Here is an 18,490-nt window from a genome sequence, read left to right on the forward strand (position 1 = left end):
ATCGTGCGGTAGCGGGTGGGCTCAGGCTTGCTCATACTCGCCCCTTAGCCCACTGGATTCGCAGTGTGAATCCCTCAGAAAACGGAGTTCTGCAACAACGCCGCTGGATACAGAGATGTCGATACCAAGGTCCGGTTTTGGCCGTTTGCCGCCTCATCACGAGTCTACCTGGCACCTCTCCGATACCGCCACTCCCGCGGCGCCTCGCGCCCGCCCTCGTCGCGCCGCCGGTACCGCTCCCATCCGTTCGCCTTGAGGTAGGCGGAGACGCGCATCTGGTCGCCGCGGGTCCAGCGGGCTGGCTCGAGCCCGATGGCCTCCTCGAGGATCTCACCGACCGACACATCTCTCAGCGGCTCCGGGCGCGGAACGCTCTCCGTCCGGGAATTGCCGTAGTCGGGGAATCCGTCCGAGACAGTGCGGATCTCGTGCGTCAGCCAGTGTTCGATCAGGTCGTCCCAGGCGTCGGACTGGTAGCGGCGGTCCTGTTCCTCTCGGGCTTCCGCCAGTAGCGCCGGATCGTCGATCCACCAGATTGCCCCTGCGCGGAAGCGATGGACCGCCTCGGCCCAGAGCTGGTCCCGGTCGCGGGCGAGCGCCGCGATGTCGATGGCGCCGCAGCGGAGCGGCCAGAAGCGGCGGTTGCCGGTCTCGTCGCGCAGATAGGTGTCGGGGTTCACGGTGCCGGCGAACACGCACTGGCGCGGGACCTCGACGGTATAGCGGCCATACGGCGGGCGGAAGCGGTCGGTGGTGCGGGTCAGGAACGCCTTGATGCGCGAGACCTCGGCACGGCCGATGGCGTCGAGTTCGGCGATTTCCACGATCCAGACACCCTGCATGTGCAGCGCCGCGTCCTTCGAGCCGAGTTCCGGGAGCTCGTCGGTGAACCAATCCTCGCCCGCGAGCACCTTGATCGCAGTGGATTTGCGCGCGCCCTGCGGCCCCTCGAGGATCAACATGTGGTCGGCCTTTACGCCGGGCCGGTAGATGCGGGCGACGGCCGAGATCAGCCAGAGCGCGCCGATGGTGTGATGGAACGCCGTGGGTTCCGCGCCGAGATAGGCGCTGGTCCAGGTCTCGACCCGGGGCGTGCCGTCCCATTTCAGGGTGTCTAGCCAGTCGCGGACAGGATGAATGCGCAGCTCGCGGGCGACGGCGCCGACGGCGCGGCTCACGACCACCGGCGCCACGTTGATGCCGCGCAGCTGCAGCCATTCGGCGGTGCGAATGTCGTCGGCGTCCTCCCAGGGACGCGGGAGGGATGCGGCAGCACAATCCCACGGCAGCGGTTGGCGCACCACGATCTCCTGCGCGAACTCGTCGAAGGCGAGAACGCCGGCGAAAGCCGGATCGGAAGTCAGTGCGACGATGACGTTGGCCTCGTTGCGCTCGGGCGCGCCCGCGAGGTCGAGCCGGAGACGCCTGAACCAGGCAGGTTTCGGGATCGGTGCGTGCGGGTCGCCGGTGGCGTTCACACGGCGGCGGAGCTCGGCCAGCTGCTGTGTGAGGACCGACATGCCGATGCCTGTCGCGGACTTGATCCCCGCGATGACCTGCCGTTCGGGCAGCGGGTCGAGCTTTGCAAGCGCGATGCGCCCGAGCAGAGTGGACAGCGCTTCGAACTCGGGCGGGTTGGTCAGCGCCTCGGCCGCAGCGATCAAGGTCGCGGGATCGTCGGCGGACGCAACGATGGGTGTGGCCGTCTCCGGGTCGACCGCATCCGCGGCCTTCCTACCCGCTGTCGCTTCTGCCGGGCGCGTGTAATCCTTGGCGCGGGCGCCGCGCAGCAGGTCGTCGTTGAAATCGTCGCCATGGAGCGGCGCAACGATCTCGTTCGGGATGTCCGCCCGGTTCAAGCGGTCCGAAAGCGTCGCGGCCGCCTGGCGACCGGCGTCGCCTGCATCGGCGTAGATGGTGACGCGCCGGGCGCCCTCGGGCCACTGGAACCGCGCCAGTCCGTCGGCCGACAGCGCCGCCCAGACCGGTGTGCCGTAGAGCGCGTGCGCGGCGAGCGCGGTCTCGATGCCCTCGGCAATGCCGATGTGTCCGTCCCCCGGCATCGGGAACAGGCGAACCACGGCGTCCTTCACGCTGCCGAGCATCTTCTTGCCCGGACGCGCCTTGGCGCTGCCGTCGTCGAGCAGAAAGGTGCGGTGGATGCCGGGCGCGCGCCCTCCGTCGGGCAGCCGCAGGATCGCGATCAGACCGGGCCAGCCCCGGCAGCTGTCGAAGTCCGGCAAGTCGGGATGGAACAGCAGGTCGGGCGATCCGGGATCCGAGACCCCTCGGGCGCGCAGATAGGTCTCGCCCGGCGTGCCTGCGATCGGCTCGGCCCCGTCGACCAGCCGCGCGATCTCGGCCGAGTGATCCGGGCGCGCGCGCATGGACGACTTCGGCGCGGGCTGCGGCGCAGTGTGATCCATCCCCGCGAGCCGCGCCGCCTCGTCGAAGAGTGCGCCGTCGCAGAGCCCGGTCGCCTGCGCGATCAGGTCGATGGGACCGGCCCGCTCGCCCGTGGCGTAGTCGAAGCCCCAGCCGGCATAGGGCCCGTCGAGATGGATGGTGCACGAGCCTTCCTTGCGCGGCGGGCGCCCGGAGAGGTCTGCGCAGCGCAAGGAACGACGGTCCCGCGCAAGCCGGGCCTCGGGGAAGAGCCGGGGCAGCCAGTCGGCGGCCGAAGAGGCCAGGCGGTCCTTCACCGCCGCCAGATCGTGCCGGGTCTTCTGGACCGCGATGTCGTTGAGGTCGATCATCGCGCCCCTCAGGCCAGAAGGACGAGCCCGCGCTCGGCCCGGGTGATCGCGGTGTAGAGCCAGCGGCGGCGGTCGATCTCGCTGCGGCCGAGCCCGTCGTCCCAGACGATCACATTCTCCCACTGCGAGCCTTGTGCCTTGTGGGCGGTGATCGCCCAGCCGAAGGTCGCCTCGGTCAGCAGGCGCTTCTCCTTGTAGTCGCGGTCATGGCGCTTGTTGTCGTAGGCGACGTGGTCCTCGAAATGCCCCTTGTAGATGCGCAGCCGGCCCGGGCGACCGTCGTCGTAGGGCTCCCCGATGCGGCGCCCGTCCTCATCGTGGACGACGGCCGAAAAGTAGAGGCTGCCCTCGTCGACGATGTCCTCGAGCGTCACGAACATCCCGTTGATCAGTCCCAGATCGTTCTGGTTCTTCAGACAGATGATTTTCTCGGCCGGTCCCGTGGGCAGCCAGGTCCCGCCGAGCCCTGCGGCGGCGCGCATGGCGTTGTTGATCTGCAACCGCGTGGCGTTCAGTCCGCAGATCAGCTGGCCGCCGCGGAGCGCCTGTTCCGGCGTGATGTCGCCCTTGCGGAGCTTGGCAACATGGTCGTCGTAGACGCCGAAGCCGATGGGCCGGCCCTCCCGCGCCATGGTGGCGAGACGGATGATCGCGCTTTCCGCCGCCTGGCGGTGGATCTCGGTCAGCATCACGTCCGGCTCGTCGCGGGTGAAGGCGCCTTCGCCCCGGATCGGCGGCAGCTGGCCGGAATCGCCGAGCACGAGGATCGGCTTGCCGAAGCTCATCAGGTCGCGCGCCATCTCCTCGCCGACCATCGACACCTCGTCGAGCACGATGAGCCGGGCGTCGGCCGCGTCGCTCTGCGGGTTCAGGGCGAAGCGCGGGTGCTTCATCGCCGAGAGTCCCTGGCGCATCGCCTCGATCGCGGCATCGGCCGTGGTGCGCGCGAACCCGGTGAGGCGAAGCGCGTCGCGTTCGGCCAGCGCGATCTTGCGGGCAGCCTCCTCGATCTCCTCCTCGGTCGCCTCGATCACCGAATAGATCAGGCTGTGGATGGTGCGCGCCGGCGTGCCCTTGCGTGTCAGCACCAGCGCGGCCTTGCCGGTGAAGGTGGCGGTGACGACGCCGGGCACGCACCGGCCGTCCTTCGCGCTGCGGTGGGGCGAGAGGCCGAGTTCCTCGAGCGCGAACTTCAGCACGGTGCTCTTGCCGGACCCGGCATAGCCGAACAGGCGGAACACCTGCTGTTGCTCGGTGCGGGTCTCGAACCACTCCTTGATCTCGCGGATCGCGGTGGCCTGCGTGGCGGATGGGGTGAACTCGGTCATGAATGGGGTGCCTCCACTGCGTAATCCTTGACGATCCCGCCGCGGGTCGGATCGCCCACCTCGCACGGACGGACGAAGACCCGGCGACCGTCGGCGAGCTGCCGCCAGTGACCGCGTCGGATGTGCCAGCGTGGGCTGGCGTGACTGCCGCCCTGAGGCGGCGTCGCCGCGCGCAGGCGCTCCGGATCGATGGCGACCTGGCGCCAGACCCATCCGCGCACGCCCTCGCGGGACAGGCGGGACCGTTTTGCAGGCGAAACCTTGCGGTCGCGGATTTCAGGTGAGGCGCCGAGGATGGTCAGCGCGCGCCAGACGATGCCGGCAGCGACTTCGCCGTGACCGCGGACCGTCTCGTCGCTCTGCTCCGCCGGGTTGCCCTCTATCTCCGCCTTGCCGTCCGGATGCATCCAGATCCGCACTAGGCAATCCGTCCAGCCGCGCGGCGCCCGCTTGCGCATGAGGAACGTGGCCTCGACGATATCACCGTCGGCGCGGGCGCAGACGATCAGGCCCGATGGAGACGCGCGCTGCTCGCGCACCTCGAAGATCACGGACGGGTGCGGCAGCCGAAGCGGACCGGTCAGCACCCGGGTCATCGCGCGGTCGACGATATCGCCATCGAAGGCGGCCTGATCGTCGAAGAAATAGATCGGCGCGAACTCCGCCGCTCCGAGAAGGTCGGAGCACCAGAACCGCTCGCGATGCGCGCGCACGATCCGCTTGAGCTCATAGGCGTCGGGGATCATGGCCGGGGCTCCGCCCGTTCGCGGCTGAAACGCTCCACCGGAGCGTTTCCGGGACGCCGCTCACCCCAGCACCGTTTCGCCCACGCACAGGGGGCGTGCCATTTGCCGGCCGCCATGCCGCCGCAGCAGAGCACTGCGGTAGGTTCGGCCGCGGCGCGCGGCAGCCATTCCCCGGCCTCGGAGGCCCGCACCACGGCGACGGCGCGATCCGACATTTCCTGCGCGAGATGCGCATCGAAGGGCACGAGCTCGGCGTGCAGCTCCATCGTGTCCCGGTTCAGCGCGGTAAAGAGCGCCGGGTTGGGCAGCTCCATGTAGGCCTGATAGAGGGCGATCTGGGCCGCGTAGACCGGCCGTGCGAGGCTGACGCCGCGCTTGACCACATCCTTCCAGCTGACCGCGCCGAGCGCCTTGTTCTCCCAGAGCGCGGGATAGTCCACCGCGACCGGGCCCGAGACGAGACAGCCGTCGATATGGCCCTTGAAGCGCCCGCCGAGGGCCTCAAACCCGAACTGGCGACCATCGGGGCGCTCGGTGCGCAGGTCGAAGCCGGCGATCCGGAACCAGCCCGCGACGATGTCCTCGGCCCGGTGGCCCGCCTCGAAGATGCGCAGCGTGCGCGGCGCGAACTCCTGGCCCTCGTCCTTCGGCACCGCGAGGAAGTCGTACTGGATCTGGCGCAGGCAATCGCGGCCGAGACCCGAGGAGCTGACATAGGTCCGCGGACGCTCGGCGCGGTGGCGCGCGGACAGCGCCGTGTCGATGGCGGCAGACACGGCTTCGGCGATGGGAGGACGTGGCGCGCCGGCGCCGTAGAGGAAACCCGAGCCATGGTTGAGGTCGATCATCGCTCGCGCTCCCAGAACCCGCCGGCCTGCGCGATGCAGGTCAGCTTGTGGAACTGCGCGTCCGTCAGCCGGGCGTTCTCGCCGAACCGCGCGAGCTTCTCGTGGAGGCTGTCGCAGAACTCGATCTCGAAGTCGGTGACGGCGTTTTCGGTGGCGGCCTCGAGCAGGTGCTTCCAGCTGCAGGACGCGGTGTCGTCGTTCAGGTCGATCATGACCGTGCCCTCCGACGCTTGCCGACGGCGACGGGATGACGATCTCCGGCCCTCCCACGGCAGTATTCGAGGAAACCAGGCGCGTTCAGGTTTTCGCGCTGCGTCCCCCACGCGAGGTTGTCGGCGCGATTGTTCGCGGCGTTCTCGTCGAGATGCATGACGACGGCGCGGTCGAATGGCGCGGGTCCGTGGAACGCCTCTGCGACGAGCCTCGCGACCTTGTAGGTCGTTCCGCGCACCACGATGATGAAGCGGGCATCCTGCTTGTTCCACACGCCGAACGTCGGCGTGCCCCCGTAGGATCGTTCGCCGCCCTTGGGTATCGGACCGCGATAGGGCGCGAGCATCACGCGCCCCTCGCTGCTCACTAGCAAGTCGGGGGCGCTCGGGACGGTTCTCCAGATTTCACCGTTGGTCATTTCGCTCTCCGACTAGAATGGCAGAGGGTCATCCAGGACCGTGCCGGTGCGCTCCTTGCGCGCGGCCTGCTCCTGCATGCTGTCGATGTAGCCGGTGACCGCCGCCTCGATCAGGCGGTCGATGTCCTCGGCGCCGCGGTGGAAGAAGGGCTCCATAAGCCCGAGGTCGGTGAGCGCTTCGGCGAAGAGCGTCCGCGCGTCGCGGATCGCACGGGCCTCGCGCGCGGTCTTGTCGATCATGCCGTTGTTCCTTTGGGCGATGGCGCTGCCCACGTCCTGACAGCGGCGCGAGCAGAAGCGGTGGTATGGATGGCGATCCCAGCGGAGGCCGTGGCAGTAGCCGAAGCCGCGCGCCTCTCGGGCGCAGACGGCGCAGAGCGCTACCCGAGCAAGAAGCTCCCGATCGGGTCCTCGGGCGGCCAACCCGCCCTCTGGAGTTTTTCGGACTGGAGCACGATCCAGCGCGAGATCGCGTTGGTGGCCATGGCCTCGAGGTCGCCGAGGCTGAGGCTTGCGATGGGGGCGTGCAGTCTTCCTCGGGCCTCGAGCCATCGTCCGATCTCCAGCGCCGCCTCGCGCGTCACGTGCGCCTGCCATTCATCCGGGGTCATCGGCCCGGCAGGATCGCGCCGGGCCTCGGGCGGCGGCGAAGGCCGGGTTGACCTCCGCCGCCGTGCTGCCGACCGCGCCTCACCCATTGAGCCAGGCGGGCATGCCGGTCGCCGGCGCTCCGCCCGACGCGGACGGCGGGGACGCGGGCGACTGCTGGGCGGGCGACTGCTGCGTGGGCTGCGGCGCGGGCGCCTGTGCGCCCCAGGCCGGAGCCGCCGCCGGGGCTTGCGGTTGCGCACCCCATGCCGGCGTGGGCGCCTGCCAGCCCGGCGCCGGCGCGCTCGTGGCTTTCCGCGGCGGGGCGTTGACGGGCTCCGGGGGCACGGTTTCGCCGCGCATGATCGCGGCATGCTGCGGCTCGTCGGGCAGAACGACATTCGCGATCCGGTTCTGGTCGCGGTATTGGGGGTTGGAGGCGGGCTCCACCATGATCCGCGCGGCGAAGACGATGCCGTCGAGATGCTTGAGCCCGGGCAGCACCCGCTTGGCCTTGGCGTCGGGACTTTCGTCTCTGGGATCGAGCCCGAGAGCGCTGTCGACCATCGCGCGAAAGGTGGACTTGGAGATCTTCCAGCCGATCGACTGGCCCTTCTCGTCGACCTTGCCGCCCGCCACGGTGAAGCTCTGCCAGAACTTCCGCCGGGCATGTGGCCCCTCGAGGATGGTGAACTCGCAGTCCAGCATCTTCGCGTCGCTCGACTGCGAGGCCTTCAGGAGCTTCGTGTCCATCGGGGTGGCGCCGTCGACGCCGCCGGGGCGCACGGTCAGGCGGACCTTGGCGAAGGTGCCGTCGGGGATCAGCTCGCCGATGGGGGCCATCTGCGGCTGGGCGTCGTTGAGATCGTAGCTCATGGATCTGTCCTTTGCGTCTGGATCAGGAAGGGGTGGCGGTGTGGGCGGGTGCACGGCCGTCGATCTTGGCGATCAGCGCGCCGAGATCGGGCGCCTCGGTCACATCGAGGCGGCCGGAGCGGTCCTTGGCGGGAACGCCCCAGGGATTGCCGGAGCGGCAGACGAGGCGGCGCTCGGCGGAGTTTTCGTCGAGGGTCCAGTCGCCCTTGGCGTCGCGGCCGAAGAGTTGCATCGAGACCACCTGATCGACGATGCCCGGCAACTCGCGCCCGGCCTTGGTGCCCTCCATCTGCGGCTGCCAGGTCGCCGTGCCGAACTCGTCGGTCACCTTCTCGAGCACGCCGACGAAGATCACCGTCTTGCCGCGGGCGTGCTGCAGGTGCTTCAGCGCCTGGATCACCTCGCGGCCGAGCAGCCCGTAGGCGCCACGGACATCGGGCTTCCCGGTCCGCTCGGAAAAGGCCTCCGGCTGCTGGCGGGCATAGGCCATGGCCTGACGCGTCAGGTCGGTGATCGAGTCGACGAAGACGATCCGCTTGCGGGCGAGGAAGTCCTCGATGCCCGTGCCGAGATACTGCTGCTGCAGCCAGGCGTGATACTCGGCGCCGTACCAGGACTTCGGATGCTGGGCCGGATCGTGCCCGCCGATCAGTACGGCGAGGTCGCGGAAATCGGTGAAGCTGCGCACCGGGATCGAGTCCCCGCGCCAGTCCTGCACCGACTTCATGCCGGCCTCGAGGTCGAGGCAGACGGTCTCCTCGGCGGGCAGCGTCTTCAGGAGCGTCGTCTTGCCGACGCCGGGCGGGCCGAAGATGGCGAGGGACGTCTTGTTCTCGGCGGCTGAGAGCCGTTCGTCGGCGGTGATGATGCGGAAGGCCATGGGGTTCTCCGGAGGTTGCGTTCAGGGTGCGCGGCGGCGGGGGTGACCGGGTGCCGAAGGGGAACCTGCCCGGCGTTGCCGACCGGGCGTCCCGCCGCCGCGCGTCACCGGTCTCGAGCCTCGAGCCGGAAGACGGGTTTGCCGGTGGTCTCGCTGCGCGCGTCCGCGAAGCCCTCGCGCATCGCCGCGGGCCAGGCGCCGAAACGCCGCTCGGGCACGCGGTAGGCGATTTCGAGATACTCGGTCGGATCGTCGCCGGCGGCGCGGATGCGCTCTGCCATGGCGGCGAGACGGTCCTGATCCCACGCGACCTTCTTGGGCAGGTCCGCGACGATCACGACGCCCTCGTCCTCGACGCGCACGGTGCCGCTGGTCTTGCCCTGAGCGGTTCGCTCGGCCGCGACGGCGGCCTCGTAGCGTTGCGCGATTCCGGCCTCGAGCCGGTCCCGCAGCCGTTTCACGCGGGCGGTCTCGGCGAGCGCCGTCGTCTGCAGATCCAGCAGCATCTCGGGCGGCAGCGCCGCGATGTCGCCGATGGCGAGACCTTCGAGATCAATGAGGCGGGGGGCATTGTCGGGGTGCGGCATGGCGGGGTCTCCGTTGGAAGGGAATGGCAGGGCCATCACGCTGCCCGCTCTTCGAGGAGCAGCGCCGAGAGCGAGGGAGCGGCGGCCTTCGGTCTGGGCCGGGCGACGGCGATGTAGGCAAAGCGGTCGGGGCCCACGCGCTCCTGCACGAGGTGGACGAGGCCCTTCTCGAAGGCGCCCAACGCGGCCTGACCGAGATCGGCAAGCTGACGGCGTTCGGGCTCGGGTAAGGTCGAAATCACCGGCGTGACATCGATCCCGAGAAAGCCGCAGTGGTACTCGATCCTGGCGCCAGCTTCGGCCTGCGCGATCCAGGCGTAGAGCTCGACGTCGGTGAGCTTCGGCATTGCCACGCGGGCGCCGAAAGGGATCGCGGCGACCATCAGCATACCCGTGCGGCCCGCGCGGGGTCCGCGCTCAGACGGCGGGGCGCGTGGCCGGCGCGCGCGACCGCCTCGCTGATCTTCAGCGCACGCTGAAGCTGGCTCTGCTCGAAGGCTTCGACGTCGGCGAGCCGGTAGAGCACGCGCCCACCGAGCTTTAGGAAGGCCGGTCCCTGGCCGCTGTATCGCCAGCGTTCCAGCGTCCGGTGGGAGATCCCCCAGCGCCGGGCCAGCTCCTTCTGGTTCAGGCAATGCCTCTGCAGCATCGGTGTCTCCTCTCGTTGTCGAGGAGAACATGCGAAATTCCGCTGTGGGATGTCGTCAGGATCGGCGGGGGATGCGGAGGGGGATCAGTCAGCCCTTGCAGGACTGGTGTTTGGCCGCTGGCGGGGCACCGTCATCCCCCACCATCCCTCACTCATCCCCCTCCCGGTCCCACAGAGGCCGAGCGGCAGGGGATAGGTCAGTCGAGATTCAGACGGTAGCCGCCACGCCGGTCGGAGCGGATCAGATGCCGCCAGTCCTTCTGCGACTTGAAGACGTCGGCCATGCGCAGGCTTTTCGAGCCCGCGCGCGACAGGATCGCCTTGCCGTTCTCCCAGGGCGCCCCGGCCTGCGCCGCCTCGTGCAGCGCACGCACGACTTCCGCCTGGATCGGGCCCAGCTTGAACCGGCAGCCGTTGCAGCGAACCTCGAGATAGTCGACCGAGTGGATGAAGGTCGCCTCCTCCATCGGCTGTCCGCCCGGCGAGAACCCGGTCTCGATCTCGAAACGGTCGCGTTCATCGCGCCTTAGAAGGAGGTCGCCGATCATGACGAGGACGGGCTTCGCATCGCCCCAGGTCGTCGCGTAGTCGGCCTTCGGCGTCCGGAAGCTCTCGAGATGGACCTCGCCACACCGGAAAAGTTGGAACACATCGCGGGCGTGGAGATCGAGCAGGCCGCTGTGGTAGCTTTGCTCCCACGGCACCTTGTACGGCTCGCCGTCCGCACCTTCCTCGTAGTCGCCGAACTCCATGGGCACGCCGAACACGCGCACCGACAGACGCAGCTTGTCGTTCTCGGCAAGGTAGATCAGGTCCGCTTCCGTGATTTGCCACCGCTCGAGGATCTCGGGGAGCGTGAAGTACAATTTGTCGATGTGCATTCACTGCCCTCCGCGCCGATTCCCGTGTAAGATGTTTACCTTCTGTTCTTATTCGCTTGACGGGCTTCGATCAATCCGATTTTATCCTATTTCATCCACAGACGGGTGGGGATGACATGACCGAGCACCACACGCTTTCCGACCGCCTCAGAGCCCGGGCCAATCAGCTCGGCATCAGTCCTGCCCACGTTGCCGAGATGGCCGGCGTGAACCGTTCCTTCGTCTACGACATCCTCCGTGGCCGTTCAGCCCGCCCCGGCATAGACCGGCTGGCAGAGGTCGCCCGCGTGCTGAAGGTCGATCGCGACTGGCTGATCCACGGCATTGGCGAGGTGGAGGGGAAGCCCCCCTTCTTGGACAATCCTGACGACGCCTTCGTGGCCATCGCCCACGCCACCCCGCGCCCAGCAATGGGCGGCGGCGCGGTCGTGACCGAGGACGGCGACACGCCCGGCCGCGTCTACCACTTCCGCCGCTCCTGGATCCGCAACAGCCTCAAGGCCAGCCCGTCGCAGCTGCGAATCATGCATGTGGAGGGGGACAGCATGGCGCCGACGCTGCTCAGCGGTGACGCGGTGCTGGTCGACATGACCCGGCGTGCGCCCAACCCGCCCGGCATCTTCGTGCTGGATGACGGGATGGGGCTGGTCGCCAAGCGGCTCGAGCACATCCCCAACAGCGACCCGCCCGCGGTGCGCGTCATCTCCGACAACAAGCACTACCCCGAATACGAAAGAACGGCCGACGAGATCCACATCGTCGGCCGCATCCGTTGGTTCGCGCGGGAGATCTGAGGTGATTGCGTTCCGCGAGGTCGATGATGCCGATCCGGCGCTGGTGTTCTCGCCGCTGGTGCGCGGGATGGAGAAGACCTTCGCCTGGGTAGACGAGCATGGCGGCATTTCCCTGACGCCGTCCAGGGCCTTCAAGCGGGTCTTCGTGCACTGGGCCGCGGCCGAGTTCGACTGGCCCGGCCACACCGAGGCGGACCTCTTCGCCGTCAACAAGGTGCTGAACGAGCCCGACTTCGCCCCGCTGATGGTGCTTCACGACCTGATGATCGCGATGAAGCTCGGGCGGCACTACAAGGGCGAATTCCGGCCAACCAAGGCTGGCCAGGCACTGGCGGGCCATCCCGGTCGGATTTTCGGCACGGTCGTCCCGTTCTTCCTGTTCCGGATCAACCACGCCAGCATGTCGCGGTTCGACGACGCGCCGATCCTGGGCAACTGGGACGTTTTCCTGAACGTGCTCAACGTCGAGTCCGAGAACGGCGCCACCGGCGCCCACCTTCGCCGCGTGCTCTTCGGAGAACCCGAGATGGGGCCGTTGCCGCGCTACGACGAGGTGATGGGCCAGCTCTACATCCAGGTGCTGCGCCCGCTCTGCTGGGCGGGGCTGCTACAGCAGGGACGCGGCACGGCTAGCTATCGCTTCGAGGAGGCGGTGTTCATGAAGACGCCGCTCTGGAGATCGGCGCTGGTTCTCGACACCGATGCCCAGGTCGCGCCGGCGATTCGTCACTGAGGCTCCGCCGGTTCCTATCCTCTGCGCAGGCTTACGCGGGACTCCCATAAGCCTTTGAATCCGATTGTTTTCGGAGGGTGTGCGGGTAGCGTTTCCCCCATGCGAAACGTGCCGACAAATCCACAGCGGGGTTCAAACCCGCTGCCGCCCGACCAGATGACTCCCGCCGAGCGCCGCGGCGAACTGTGCGGCCTGCTGGCGCTCGGGCTGATCCGGCTGCTGCTGCGCGAGCGGGGCGAACCTTCTGACGAGACTGGAGAAATTCGCCTACACTCTCCGGCCGAGCGATGCCGTCATGCAACTCCAACTCACCGGAGAAACGCATGACGACCCACGATCCCATCCCCGCGCGCCTGGCGGCACTGAAGACTGCGACGACGCCCGAACTGAAGCAGCAGTGGCGCGATCTGTTCGACAGCGAGCCTCCGCCGTTCAACCGGCGTTACCTGGAGAGCCGGCTGACCTATCGCATCCAGGAGCTCGCCTATGGCGGGCTGAAGCCGGAGACGATCCGGCGGCTGGAACGGCTGGGCAAGGAACTCGACGGCGGTGACAAGAAGAAGCGCGGCATGCGCCTCGACCGTGACCGCCCCATCACCGGCACGCGGCTGCTCCGCGAGTGGCAAGGTGTCGAGTACATCGTCACCGTCACCGCCGACGGCTTCGAATGGCAGGGGCGGCCGTACAAGTCGCTGTCCGCTATCGCGCGCGCCATCACGGGCACGCGCTGGAATGGGTGGGTGTTCTTTGGGCTGAAGAACCGGAGGGCGCGGACATGACGAAGGCCCCTGCGAAATCAGGAATGGTCCGGAAACTCCGGTGCGCGATCTACACTCGGAAATCCTCCGAGGAAGGGCTGGAGCAGGAGTTCAACTCGCTCCACGCCCAGCGCGAGGCATGCGAAGCCTACATCGCCAGCCAGCGCTCAGAGGGCTGGGTGCTGGTCCGCGATCAGTATGACGACGGCGGCATCTCGGGCGGCACGCTCGAGCGCCCAGGCTTGAAGAGGCTGCTCGAGGACATCGAGGACGGGCTCGTCGACGTGGTGGTGGTCTACAAGATCGACCGCCTCAGCCGCTCGCTCGCCGACTTTGCTAAGCTGGTCGAAGTGTTCGACCGGAACGGCGTAACCTTCGTCTCCGTGACGCAGTCGTTCAACACCACCACGTCGATGGGCCGGCTGACTTTGAACATCCTGCTCTCGTTCGCCCAGTTCGAGCGGGAGGTCACGGCCGAGCGCATCCGCGACAAGGTCGCCGCCAGCCGAAAGAAGGGCATGTGGATGGGCGGGGTGCCGCCCTACGGCTATCGGGTCCAGAACCGGAAGCTGGTGATCGATGACGAAGCCGCCGAGCATGTCCGCTGGATCTTCGGTCGATTCCTCGAGATCGGATCCGGGACGGAACTGGCACGCGAGGTCGCGAAGCGCGATATCCGCACGCCACGGGGCAACCGGATCGACAAGAAATACCTCTACCGGATGTTGAATAACCGCGCCTACATCGGCGAAGCGGTCCACAAGGGCGACAGCTACCCCGGCGAGCACGACGCCATCATTGACCGCCCAACATGGGACCGCGTCCACGCCATTCTGCAGGAGAGCCCGCGCAAGCGGGCGATGCGAACACGCGCCGAGTCGCCGGCACTGCTGAAGGGTCTGCTGTTTGGACCCGACGGCGCGGCCTTCTCCCCGACGCACACCCGCAAGGGCGAAAAGCTCTACCGCTACTACGTAAGCCAGACGGTGCTTAAGCATGGTGCGGGTTCGTGTCCTGTTGGACGCTTACCGGCAGGGGAGATTGAGGCGGCAATCATCGACCAGCTGCGCGCCGTGTTTCGCCAACCCGAGATCGTGGCGGGCACGTGGAAGGCCGCGCGCGCCCACGCCGACGACATCACCGAGGCCGATACCCGCGCGGCCCTGCAGCAGCTCGATCCGATGTGGGACGAGCTTTTCCCGGCCGAACAGGCGCGCATCGTGGCGCTGTTGGTCGAGCGTGTGGACATCGGCACGGACGGGCTCAACGTGCGCCTGCGCGTCGACGGGCTCGGCAGCCTCGCGCGCGAGATGCTGGCCGGCGGCATCGAGGCGGCCGCATGAACCGCAGCACGCCGATCCCGGAGACTGTGACGCTCCACGTCCCGTTCCGGATCGTGAAGCGTGGCGGGAAGAAGGAGATGCAGTTGCCCGAGGGCGCCACGCAATCGCAGCGTACTGACAGCACGCTGGTCAAGGCGCTGGCCCGTGCGTTCCGATGGAAGCGGATGCTCGAGTCGGGCGAATACGCCACCATCGCCGAACTGGCCGAACGAGAGGGCATCGCGCCCTCCTACATGACCCGCGTCCTACGGCTCACGCTGCTCGCGCCTGACATCATCGACGCGATCCTGGACGGGAAGCAGGGGCCGGAGGTGACGCTCGCGCAGGTGCTGGAGCCGTTCCCGCTCACATGGCAGCATCAGGCGCTGCATTTTTCTCTGTAGGAAGAAAACTGCGCTTTGAAGGATTGACTCGAGGGGCGGGCTCGCATAGATCTCTGTAAATCGTCTTACAGAGGATTCTTTCATGCGGCTCGCGGAGCTCTCGGACATTCACTCCGGCTACACGGCGCGCGGCAGGCTCGATCCGCTGTCGGAGGGTGGCGTGCCGGCGCTTCAGCTGCGAGACGTCGGAACGAACGGTGAAGCGCCAGGACCGGACTTCCAGAGGTACGACCTGGACAAGCTGTCCGACCGATACTTCGTCCGCGGCGGCGAGGTCGTCTTTCGATCGCGTGGCGAGCCGAACGCCGCGGTGGCCATTCCCGCTTCGCTGCCGGAGCCCGTCGTGGTCATTGTCCCGTTGGTGATCGTTCGCCCCGACAGGGACCGCGTTCTCCCCGAATACGTGGCATGGGCCATTAACCAGCCCGACGCGCAGCGCAGGCTCGGCGCGGAAGCGCAGGGCACAAGCCTCAGAATGATTCCCATGGCGGTCCTCGAGAACCTCGAGATCGCCGTGCCCGACCTGCCCACGCAGAAACGTATCGTCGAACTCGACGCCCTCGCCCGGCAGGAGGGGCAGCTGCTCCGTCAACTCGCCGCTCGCCGCGAAGAACTCGTAAGCGCCATTCTCGGCGATGCAGCGAAGGCCGCCGACCAGAAGGAAATTGCCTGATGACCGATCAGATTACCCAACAGCAGATCAATCAAACCGCCTGGGCGGCCTGCGACACCTTCCGGGGCGCCGTCGATGCCGGCCAGTACAAGGACTACATCCTCGTCATGTTGTTCCTGAAGTACATTTCGGACCTCTGGAACGACCATCTCGAGACCTACCGCAAGCAGTATGGCGACGACGTGGCCCGCATTCGCCGCCGCCTCGAGCGCGAGCGCTTCATCCTGCCAGAGGGCGCCAGCTTCTACGACCTCTACGCCCAGCGGAACGAGGCCAATATCGGCGAGCTGATCAACATCGCGCTGGAGAAGATCGAGGACGCGAACCGGGCCAAGCTCGAGGGCGTCTTCCGCAACATCGACTTCAACTCCGAGGCCAACCTCGGCCGCCCGAAGGATCGCAACCGCCGCCTGAAGAATCTTCTCGAGGACTTCGCCAAGCCTGCGCTCGACCTGCGCCCGTCGCGGGTGACCGAGGACATCATCGGCGAGTGCTACATCTACCTGATCTCGCGTTTCGCCTCGGACGCCGGAAAGAAGGCGGGCGAGTTCTACACGCCCACCGCCGTGTCGCGTCTGCTGGCGAAGCTCGCTGCGCCACAGCCCGGCAACACGATCTGCGACCCCGCCTGCGGCTCCGGCTCGCTGCTGATCCAGGCCTCGCAGGAAGTCGGCTCCGAGAACTTCGCCCTCTACGGGCAGGAGGTGAACGGGGCGACCTGGGCGCTGGCCCGGATGAACATGTTCCTGCACGCCAAGGACGCCGCCCGCATCGAATGGTGCGACACGCTCAACAGCCCCGCGCTGGTCGAAGGCGACCACCTGATGCGCTTCGACGTGGTGCTCGCCAATCCGCCCTTCTCGCTCGACAAGTGGGGCGCGGAGGACGCCGACAGCGACCAGTACAAGCGCTTCTGGCGCGGCGTGCCGCCCAAATCCAAGGGCGACTACGCCTTCATCACCCACATGATCGAGATCGCCAAGCGCCAGTCCGGCCGCGTCGCGGTGATCGTGCCGCATGGCGTGCTGTTCCGGGGCGGGGCCGAGGGGCGCATCCGCCAGCAGCTGATCGAGGAGAACCTGCTCGACGCCGTGGTCGGACTGCCGGCCAACCTGTTCACCACCACGGGGATCCCGGTCGCCATCCTGATCTTCGACCGCTCGCGCGAGGAAGGCGGCGCAAATGCGGATCGGCGCGACGTGCTGTTCATCGACGCCAGCAAGGAGTTCACGCCGGGCAAGACCCAGAACGTGATGGACGAGTCGCATGTCGCCAAGGTGCTGGAAACCTACGCCACCCGCGCCGAGGTCGAGCGGTATTCGCACCGAGCGAGCCCGGAGGAAATCGCCGAGAACGGCTACAACCTCAACATCCCCCGCTATGTCGATACCTTCGAGCCGGAGGAGGAAATCGACGTGGCCGCCGTGCAGAAGGACATCCAGCGGATCGAGGCGGAACTCGCCGAGGTGCGGGCGAAGATGGCCGGGTATCTGAGGGAGCTGGGTGTTGATGCGTGAGGGGTGGAAACGAACGACCCTTGCTAACGTTGCGGACTTTCGCAACGGAATCAATTTCGTGCGCGGCGAGCGTGGCCATTCAGTTAAGGTCGTCGGCGTTGGTGATTTTCAGCGGCATGAGACGCTTGCTGACTTCAACGAAACCGCAACTGTTAATATCACAAATGAGATCGGAAAAGATGATCTGCTTCGTGACGGCGATCTTCTGTTTGTCCGGTCCAATGGTAACAAGGACCTTGTTGGTCGCTGCGTGCTCATCTCGGGTGTCAAGGAGCCGGTGACCTTTTCCGGTTTCACCATTCGTGCGCGCGTCAAATCGCCGGCCGTTGACCACAGCTACCTGTCGAAGCTGGTGAGGTCGCCACTTTTCCTAGAGCATCTTCATCGGCGCGGCGGGGGGTCCAGCATCAACAATCTCAGCCAAGAGGCGCTTTCTGAGTTCACCTTTGGCCTCCCCCCCCTCCCCGAACAGCGCAAGATCGCCGAGATCCTGCGGACCTGGGACGAGGCGCTCGAAAAGCTCAACGCCCTCCGCGCGCTGAACATCCGCCGCCGCGTCTGGTTCCGGACCCATCTGTTCACGGGCAAGGTCAGGTTGCCCGGCTTCACCGGTGAGTGGCGCGTTGTCCCGTTGAGCGAGGTCCTCCACGAGCACGGATCGAAATCGACCGGCGCTGAGGAGGTCTATTCGGTCTCAGTCCATAAGGGGCTGGTGAACCAGGTCGAGCATCTCGGCCGGTCGTTCTCGGCTGCGAACACCGACCACTATAATCGCGTCCTTCCGGGCGACATCGTCTACACCAAGAGCCCCACGGGCGATTTCCCGCTCGGCATCATCAAGCAAAGCAAAATCGACCGCGAGGTTATCGTCTCCCCGCTCTACGGCGTCTTCACCCCGCAGACCTACGCGCTGGGCGTGGTCCTCGACGCGCTCTTCGAGTCGCCGCTGGCCGCCCGCAATTACCTCCATCCCCTCGTCCAGAAGGGCGCCAAAAACACAATCGCGGTCACCAACAGCCAGTTCCTTGAAGGCAAGCTCCGCCTCCCGATGGATCCAGGCGAACAAGCCGCAATCGCCGACATCGTGAACGCATCCCATGCCGAGTGCGCCGGCATCGACGCCGAGATCGAAGCCCTGACCCGCCAGAAGCGCGGCCTGATGCAGAAGCTTCTAACCGGCGAGTGGAGGGTCCCGCTCAACCACGCCGAAACCCCTATTATGACCGAGGAGGCCGAACATGCCGGATAAGAAGAACTACTGGACCCAACAGCGCCCGGACGGGAAATGGGAGTCCAAGCGCGAAGGCGCGACGCGCGCCAGCAAGGTCACGGACACCCAGTCCGATGCCTGGGCGCATTCGCGCGAGAAGGCGACTGAGACAAAAGGGGAAGCCTTCCTGAAGGGCCGTGACGGGAAGATCCGTGAGCGGAACACCTATGGCAAGGACCCCTATCCGCCGAAGGGCTAACGCCGAACGCAAGGAATTTGAAGCAGCAGTTTGCCGAAGGAGGGCATTGA

General features: G+C 67.1%; 23 protein-coding genes. 9 read left to right on the forward strand and 14 right to left on the reverse strand.

Annotated features, from left to right (window positions below):
* Nucleotides 1–164: 164 nt before the first annotated feature.
* The 14 genes from ACDP63_RS13255 to ACDP63_RS13320 form a co-directional block, all read right to left on the reverse strand.
* A complete protein-coding gene (locus ACDP63_RS13255; RefSeq protein ID WP_409928110.1) occupies nt 165–2,756 on the reverse strand; it encodes a VapE domain-containing protein in 2,592 nt (863 codons plus the stop codon).
* A gap of 8 nt (nt 2,757–2,764) precedes the next feature.
* Nucleotides 2,765–4,084: an ATP-dependent RecD-like DNA helicase gene (locus ACDP63_RS13260; RefSeq protein WP_409928111.1), complete on the reverse strand. Its 1,320-nt coding sequence runs from the start codon at nt 4,082–4,084 to the stop codon at nt 2,765–2,767.
* Nucleotides 4,081–4,830, reverse strand: coding sequence for a hypothetical protein (locus tag ACDP63_RS13265; RefSeq protein WP_409928112.1), 750 nt, complete (start codon nt 4,828–4,830; stop codon nt 4,081–4,083). Before ACDP63_RS13265 ends, ACDP63_RS13260 begins: the two co-directional genes overlap by 4 nt.
* Nucleotides 4,827–5,678 carry a hypothetical protein gene (locus tag ACDP63_RS13270; protein ID WP_409928113.1) on the reverse strand — a complete coding sequence of 284 codons (852 nt, stop codon included), beginning with the start codon at nt 5,676–5,678 and terminating at the stop codon, nt 4,827–4,829. Before ACDP63_RS13270 ends, ACDP63_RS13265 begins: the two co-directional genes overlap by 4 nt.
* A complete protein-coding gene (locus ACDP63_RS13275; protein WP_168782150.1) occupies nt 5,675–5,890 on the reverse strand; it encodes a hypothetical protein in 216 nt (71 codons plus the stop codon). Before ACDP63_RS13275 ends, ACDP63_RS13270 begins: the two co-directional genes overlap by 4 nt.
* Entirely contained in the window at nt 5,887–6,309 is a 423-nt protein-coding gene (locus ACDP63_RS13280; protein ID WP_409928114.1) for an HNH endonuclease signature motif containing protein, read from the reverse strand. Before ACDP63_RS13280 ends, ACDP63_RS13275 begins: the two co-directional genes overlap by 4 nt.
* A 12-nt stretch (nt 6,310–6,321) precedes the next feature.
* Entirely contained in the window at nt 6,322–6,549 is a 228-nt protein-coding gene (locus tag ACDP63_RS13285; protein WP_409928115.1) for a DUF6511 domain-containing protein, read from the reverse strand.
* A gap of 140 nt (nt 6,550–6,689) precedes the next feature.
* Nucleotides 6,690–6,920, reverse strand: coding sequence for a hypothetical protein (locus tag ACDP63_RS13290; protein ID WP_115756407.1), 231 nt, complete (start codon nt 6,918–6,920; stop codon nt 6,690–6,692).
* Between the two features lie 79 nt (nt 6,921–6,999).
* Entirely contained in the window at nt 7,000–7,773 is a 774-nt protein-coding gene (locus ACDP63_RS13295) for a hypothetical protein (RefSeq protein WP_409928116.1), read from the reverse strand.
* A 22-nt stretch (nt 7,774–7,795) separates the two neighbouring features.
* The gene (locus ACDP63_RS13300) at nt 7,796–8,653 is read right to left on the reverse strand and encodes an ATP-binding protein (RefSeq protein ID WP_094022089.1); all 858 of its coding nucleotides are present in this window, start codon (nt 8,651–8,653) and stop codon (nt 7,796–7,798) included.
* Nucleotides 8,654–8,757: 104 nt separating this feature from the next.
* Nucleotides 8,758–9,240 (reverse strand): hypothetical protein, encoded by a 483-nt coding sequence (locus tag ACDP63_RS13305; RefSeq protein ID WP_409928117.1) that lies wholly within the window; start codon nt 9,238–9,240, stop codon nt 8,758–8,760.
* 35 nt (nt 9,241–9,275) lie between these two features.
* On the reverse strand, nt 9,276–9,623 hold the full coding sequence (locus tag ACDP63_RS13310) for a hypothetical protein (RefSeq protein ID WP_409928118.1): 348 nt from the start codon (nt 9,621–9,623) through the stop codon (nt 9,276–9,278).
* Entirely contained in the window at nt 9,623–9,889 is a 267-nt protein-coding gene (locus ACDP63_RS13315; protein WP_409928119.1) for a helix-turn-helix transcriptional regulator, read from the reverse strand. Before ACDP63_RS13315 ends, ACDP63_RS13310 begins: the two co-directional genes overlap by 1 nt.
* Before the next feature lie 197 nt (nt 9,890–10,086).
* Entirely contained in the window at nt 10,087–10,770 is a 684-nt protein-coding gene (locus tag ACDP63_RS13320; protein WP_409928120.1) for a hypothetical protein, read from the reverse strand.
* A gap of 116 nt (nt 10,771–10,886) precedes the next feature.
* Between ACDP63_RS13320 and ACDP63_RS13325 the strand changes: the two genes are divergently transcribed.
* The 9 genes from ACDP63_RS13325 to ACDP63_RS13365 all read left to right on the forward strand — a co-directional run bounded on the left by ACDP63_RS13325 (nt 10,887) and on the right by ACDP63_RS13365 (nt 18,440).
* A complete protein-coding gene (locus ACDP63_RS13325; protein WP_134727204.1) occupies nt 10,887–11,564 on the forward strand; it encodes a S24 family peptidase in 678 nt (225 codons plus the stop codon).
* Between the two features lies 1 nt (nt 11,565).
* Nucleotides 11,566–12,297, forward strand: coding sequence for a hypothetical protein (locus ACDP63_RS13330; protein ID WP_134727203.1), 732 nt, complete (start codon nt 11,566–11,568; stop codon nt 12,295–12,297).
* Nucleotides 12,298–12,620: 323 nt separating this feature from the next.
* Nucleotides 12,621–13,076: a DUF2924 domain-containing protein gene (locus ACDP63_RS13335; RefSeq protein WP_409928121.1), complete on the forward strand. Its 456-nt coding sequence runs from the start codon at nt 12,621–12,623 to the stop codon at nt 13,074–13,076.
* Nucleotides 13,073–14,398, forward strand: a complete 1,326-nt coding sequence (locus ACDP63_RS13340; RefSeq protein ID WP_409928122.1) for a recombinase family protein — start codon at nt 13,073–13,075, stop codon at nt 14,396–14,398. Before ACDP63_RS13335 ends, ACDP63_RS13340 begins: the two co-directional genes overlap by 4 nt.
* Nucleotides 14,395–14,781, forward strand: a complete 387-nt coding sequence (locus tag ACDP63_RS13345; RefSeq protein WP_041375641.1) for a bacteriophage-like protein — start codon at nt 14,395–14,397, stop codon at nt 14,779–14,781. The genes ACDP63_RS13340 and ACDP63_RS13345 overlap by 4 nt, the downstream gene beginning before the upstream one ends.
* Nucleotides 14,782–14,863: 82 nt before the next feature.
* Nucleotides 14,864–15,454, forward strand: coding sequence for a restriction endonuclease subunit S (locus ACDP63_RS13350; RefSeq protein ID WP_013654482.1), 591 nt, complete (start codon nt 14,864–14,866; stop codon nt 15,452–15,454).
* Nucleotides 15,454–16,971: a type I restriction-modification system subunit M gene (locus ACDP63_RS13355; protein WP_409928123.1), complete on the forward strand. Its 1,518-nt coding sequence runs from the start codon at nt 15,454–15,456 to the stop codon at nt 16,969–16,971. Before ACDP63_RS13350 ends, ACDP63_RS13355 begins: the two co-directional genes overlap by 1 nt.
* Complete coding sequence (locus tag ACDP63_RS13360; protein WP_409928133.1) at nt 16,964–18,220, forward strand: restriction endonuclease subunit S; 1,257 nt, start codon at nt 16,964–16,966, stop codon at nt 18,218–18,220. Before ACDP63_RS13355 ends, ACDP63_RS13360 begins: the two co-directional genes overlap by 8 nt.
* Entirely contained in the window at nt 18,210–18,440 is a 231-nt protein-coding gene (locus ACDP63_RS13365; RefSeq protein WP_054538604.1) for a DUF2188 domain-containing protein, read from the forward strand. The genes ACDP63_RS13360 and ACDP63_RS13365 overlap by 11 nt, the downstream gene beginning before the upstream one ends.
* The last annotated feature ends 50 nt before the right edge of the window (nt 18,441–18,490 follow it).

This window comes from Paracoccus sp. P2 (genome assembly GCF_046335115.1).
GTDB lineage: Bacteria > Pseudomonadota > Alphaproteobacteria > Rhodobacterales > Rhodobacteraceae > Paracoccus > Paracoccus pantotrophus.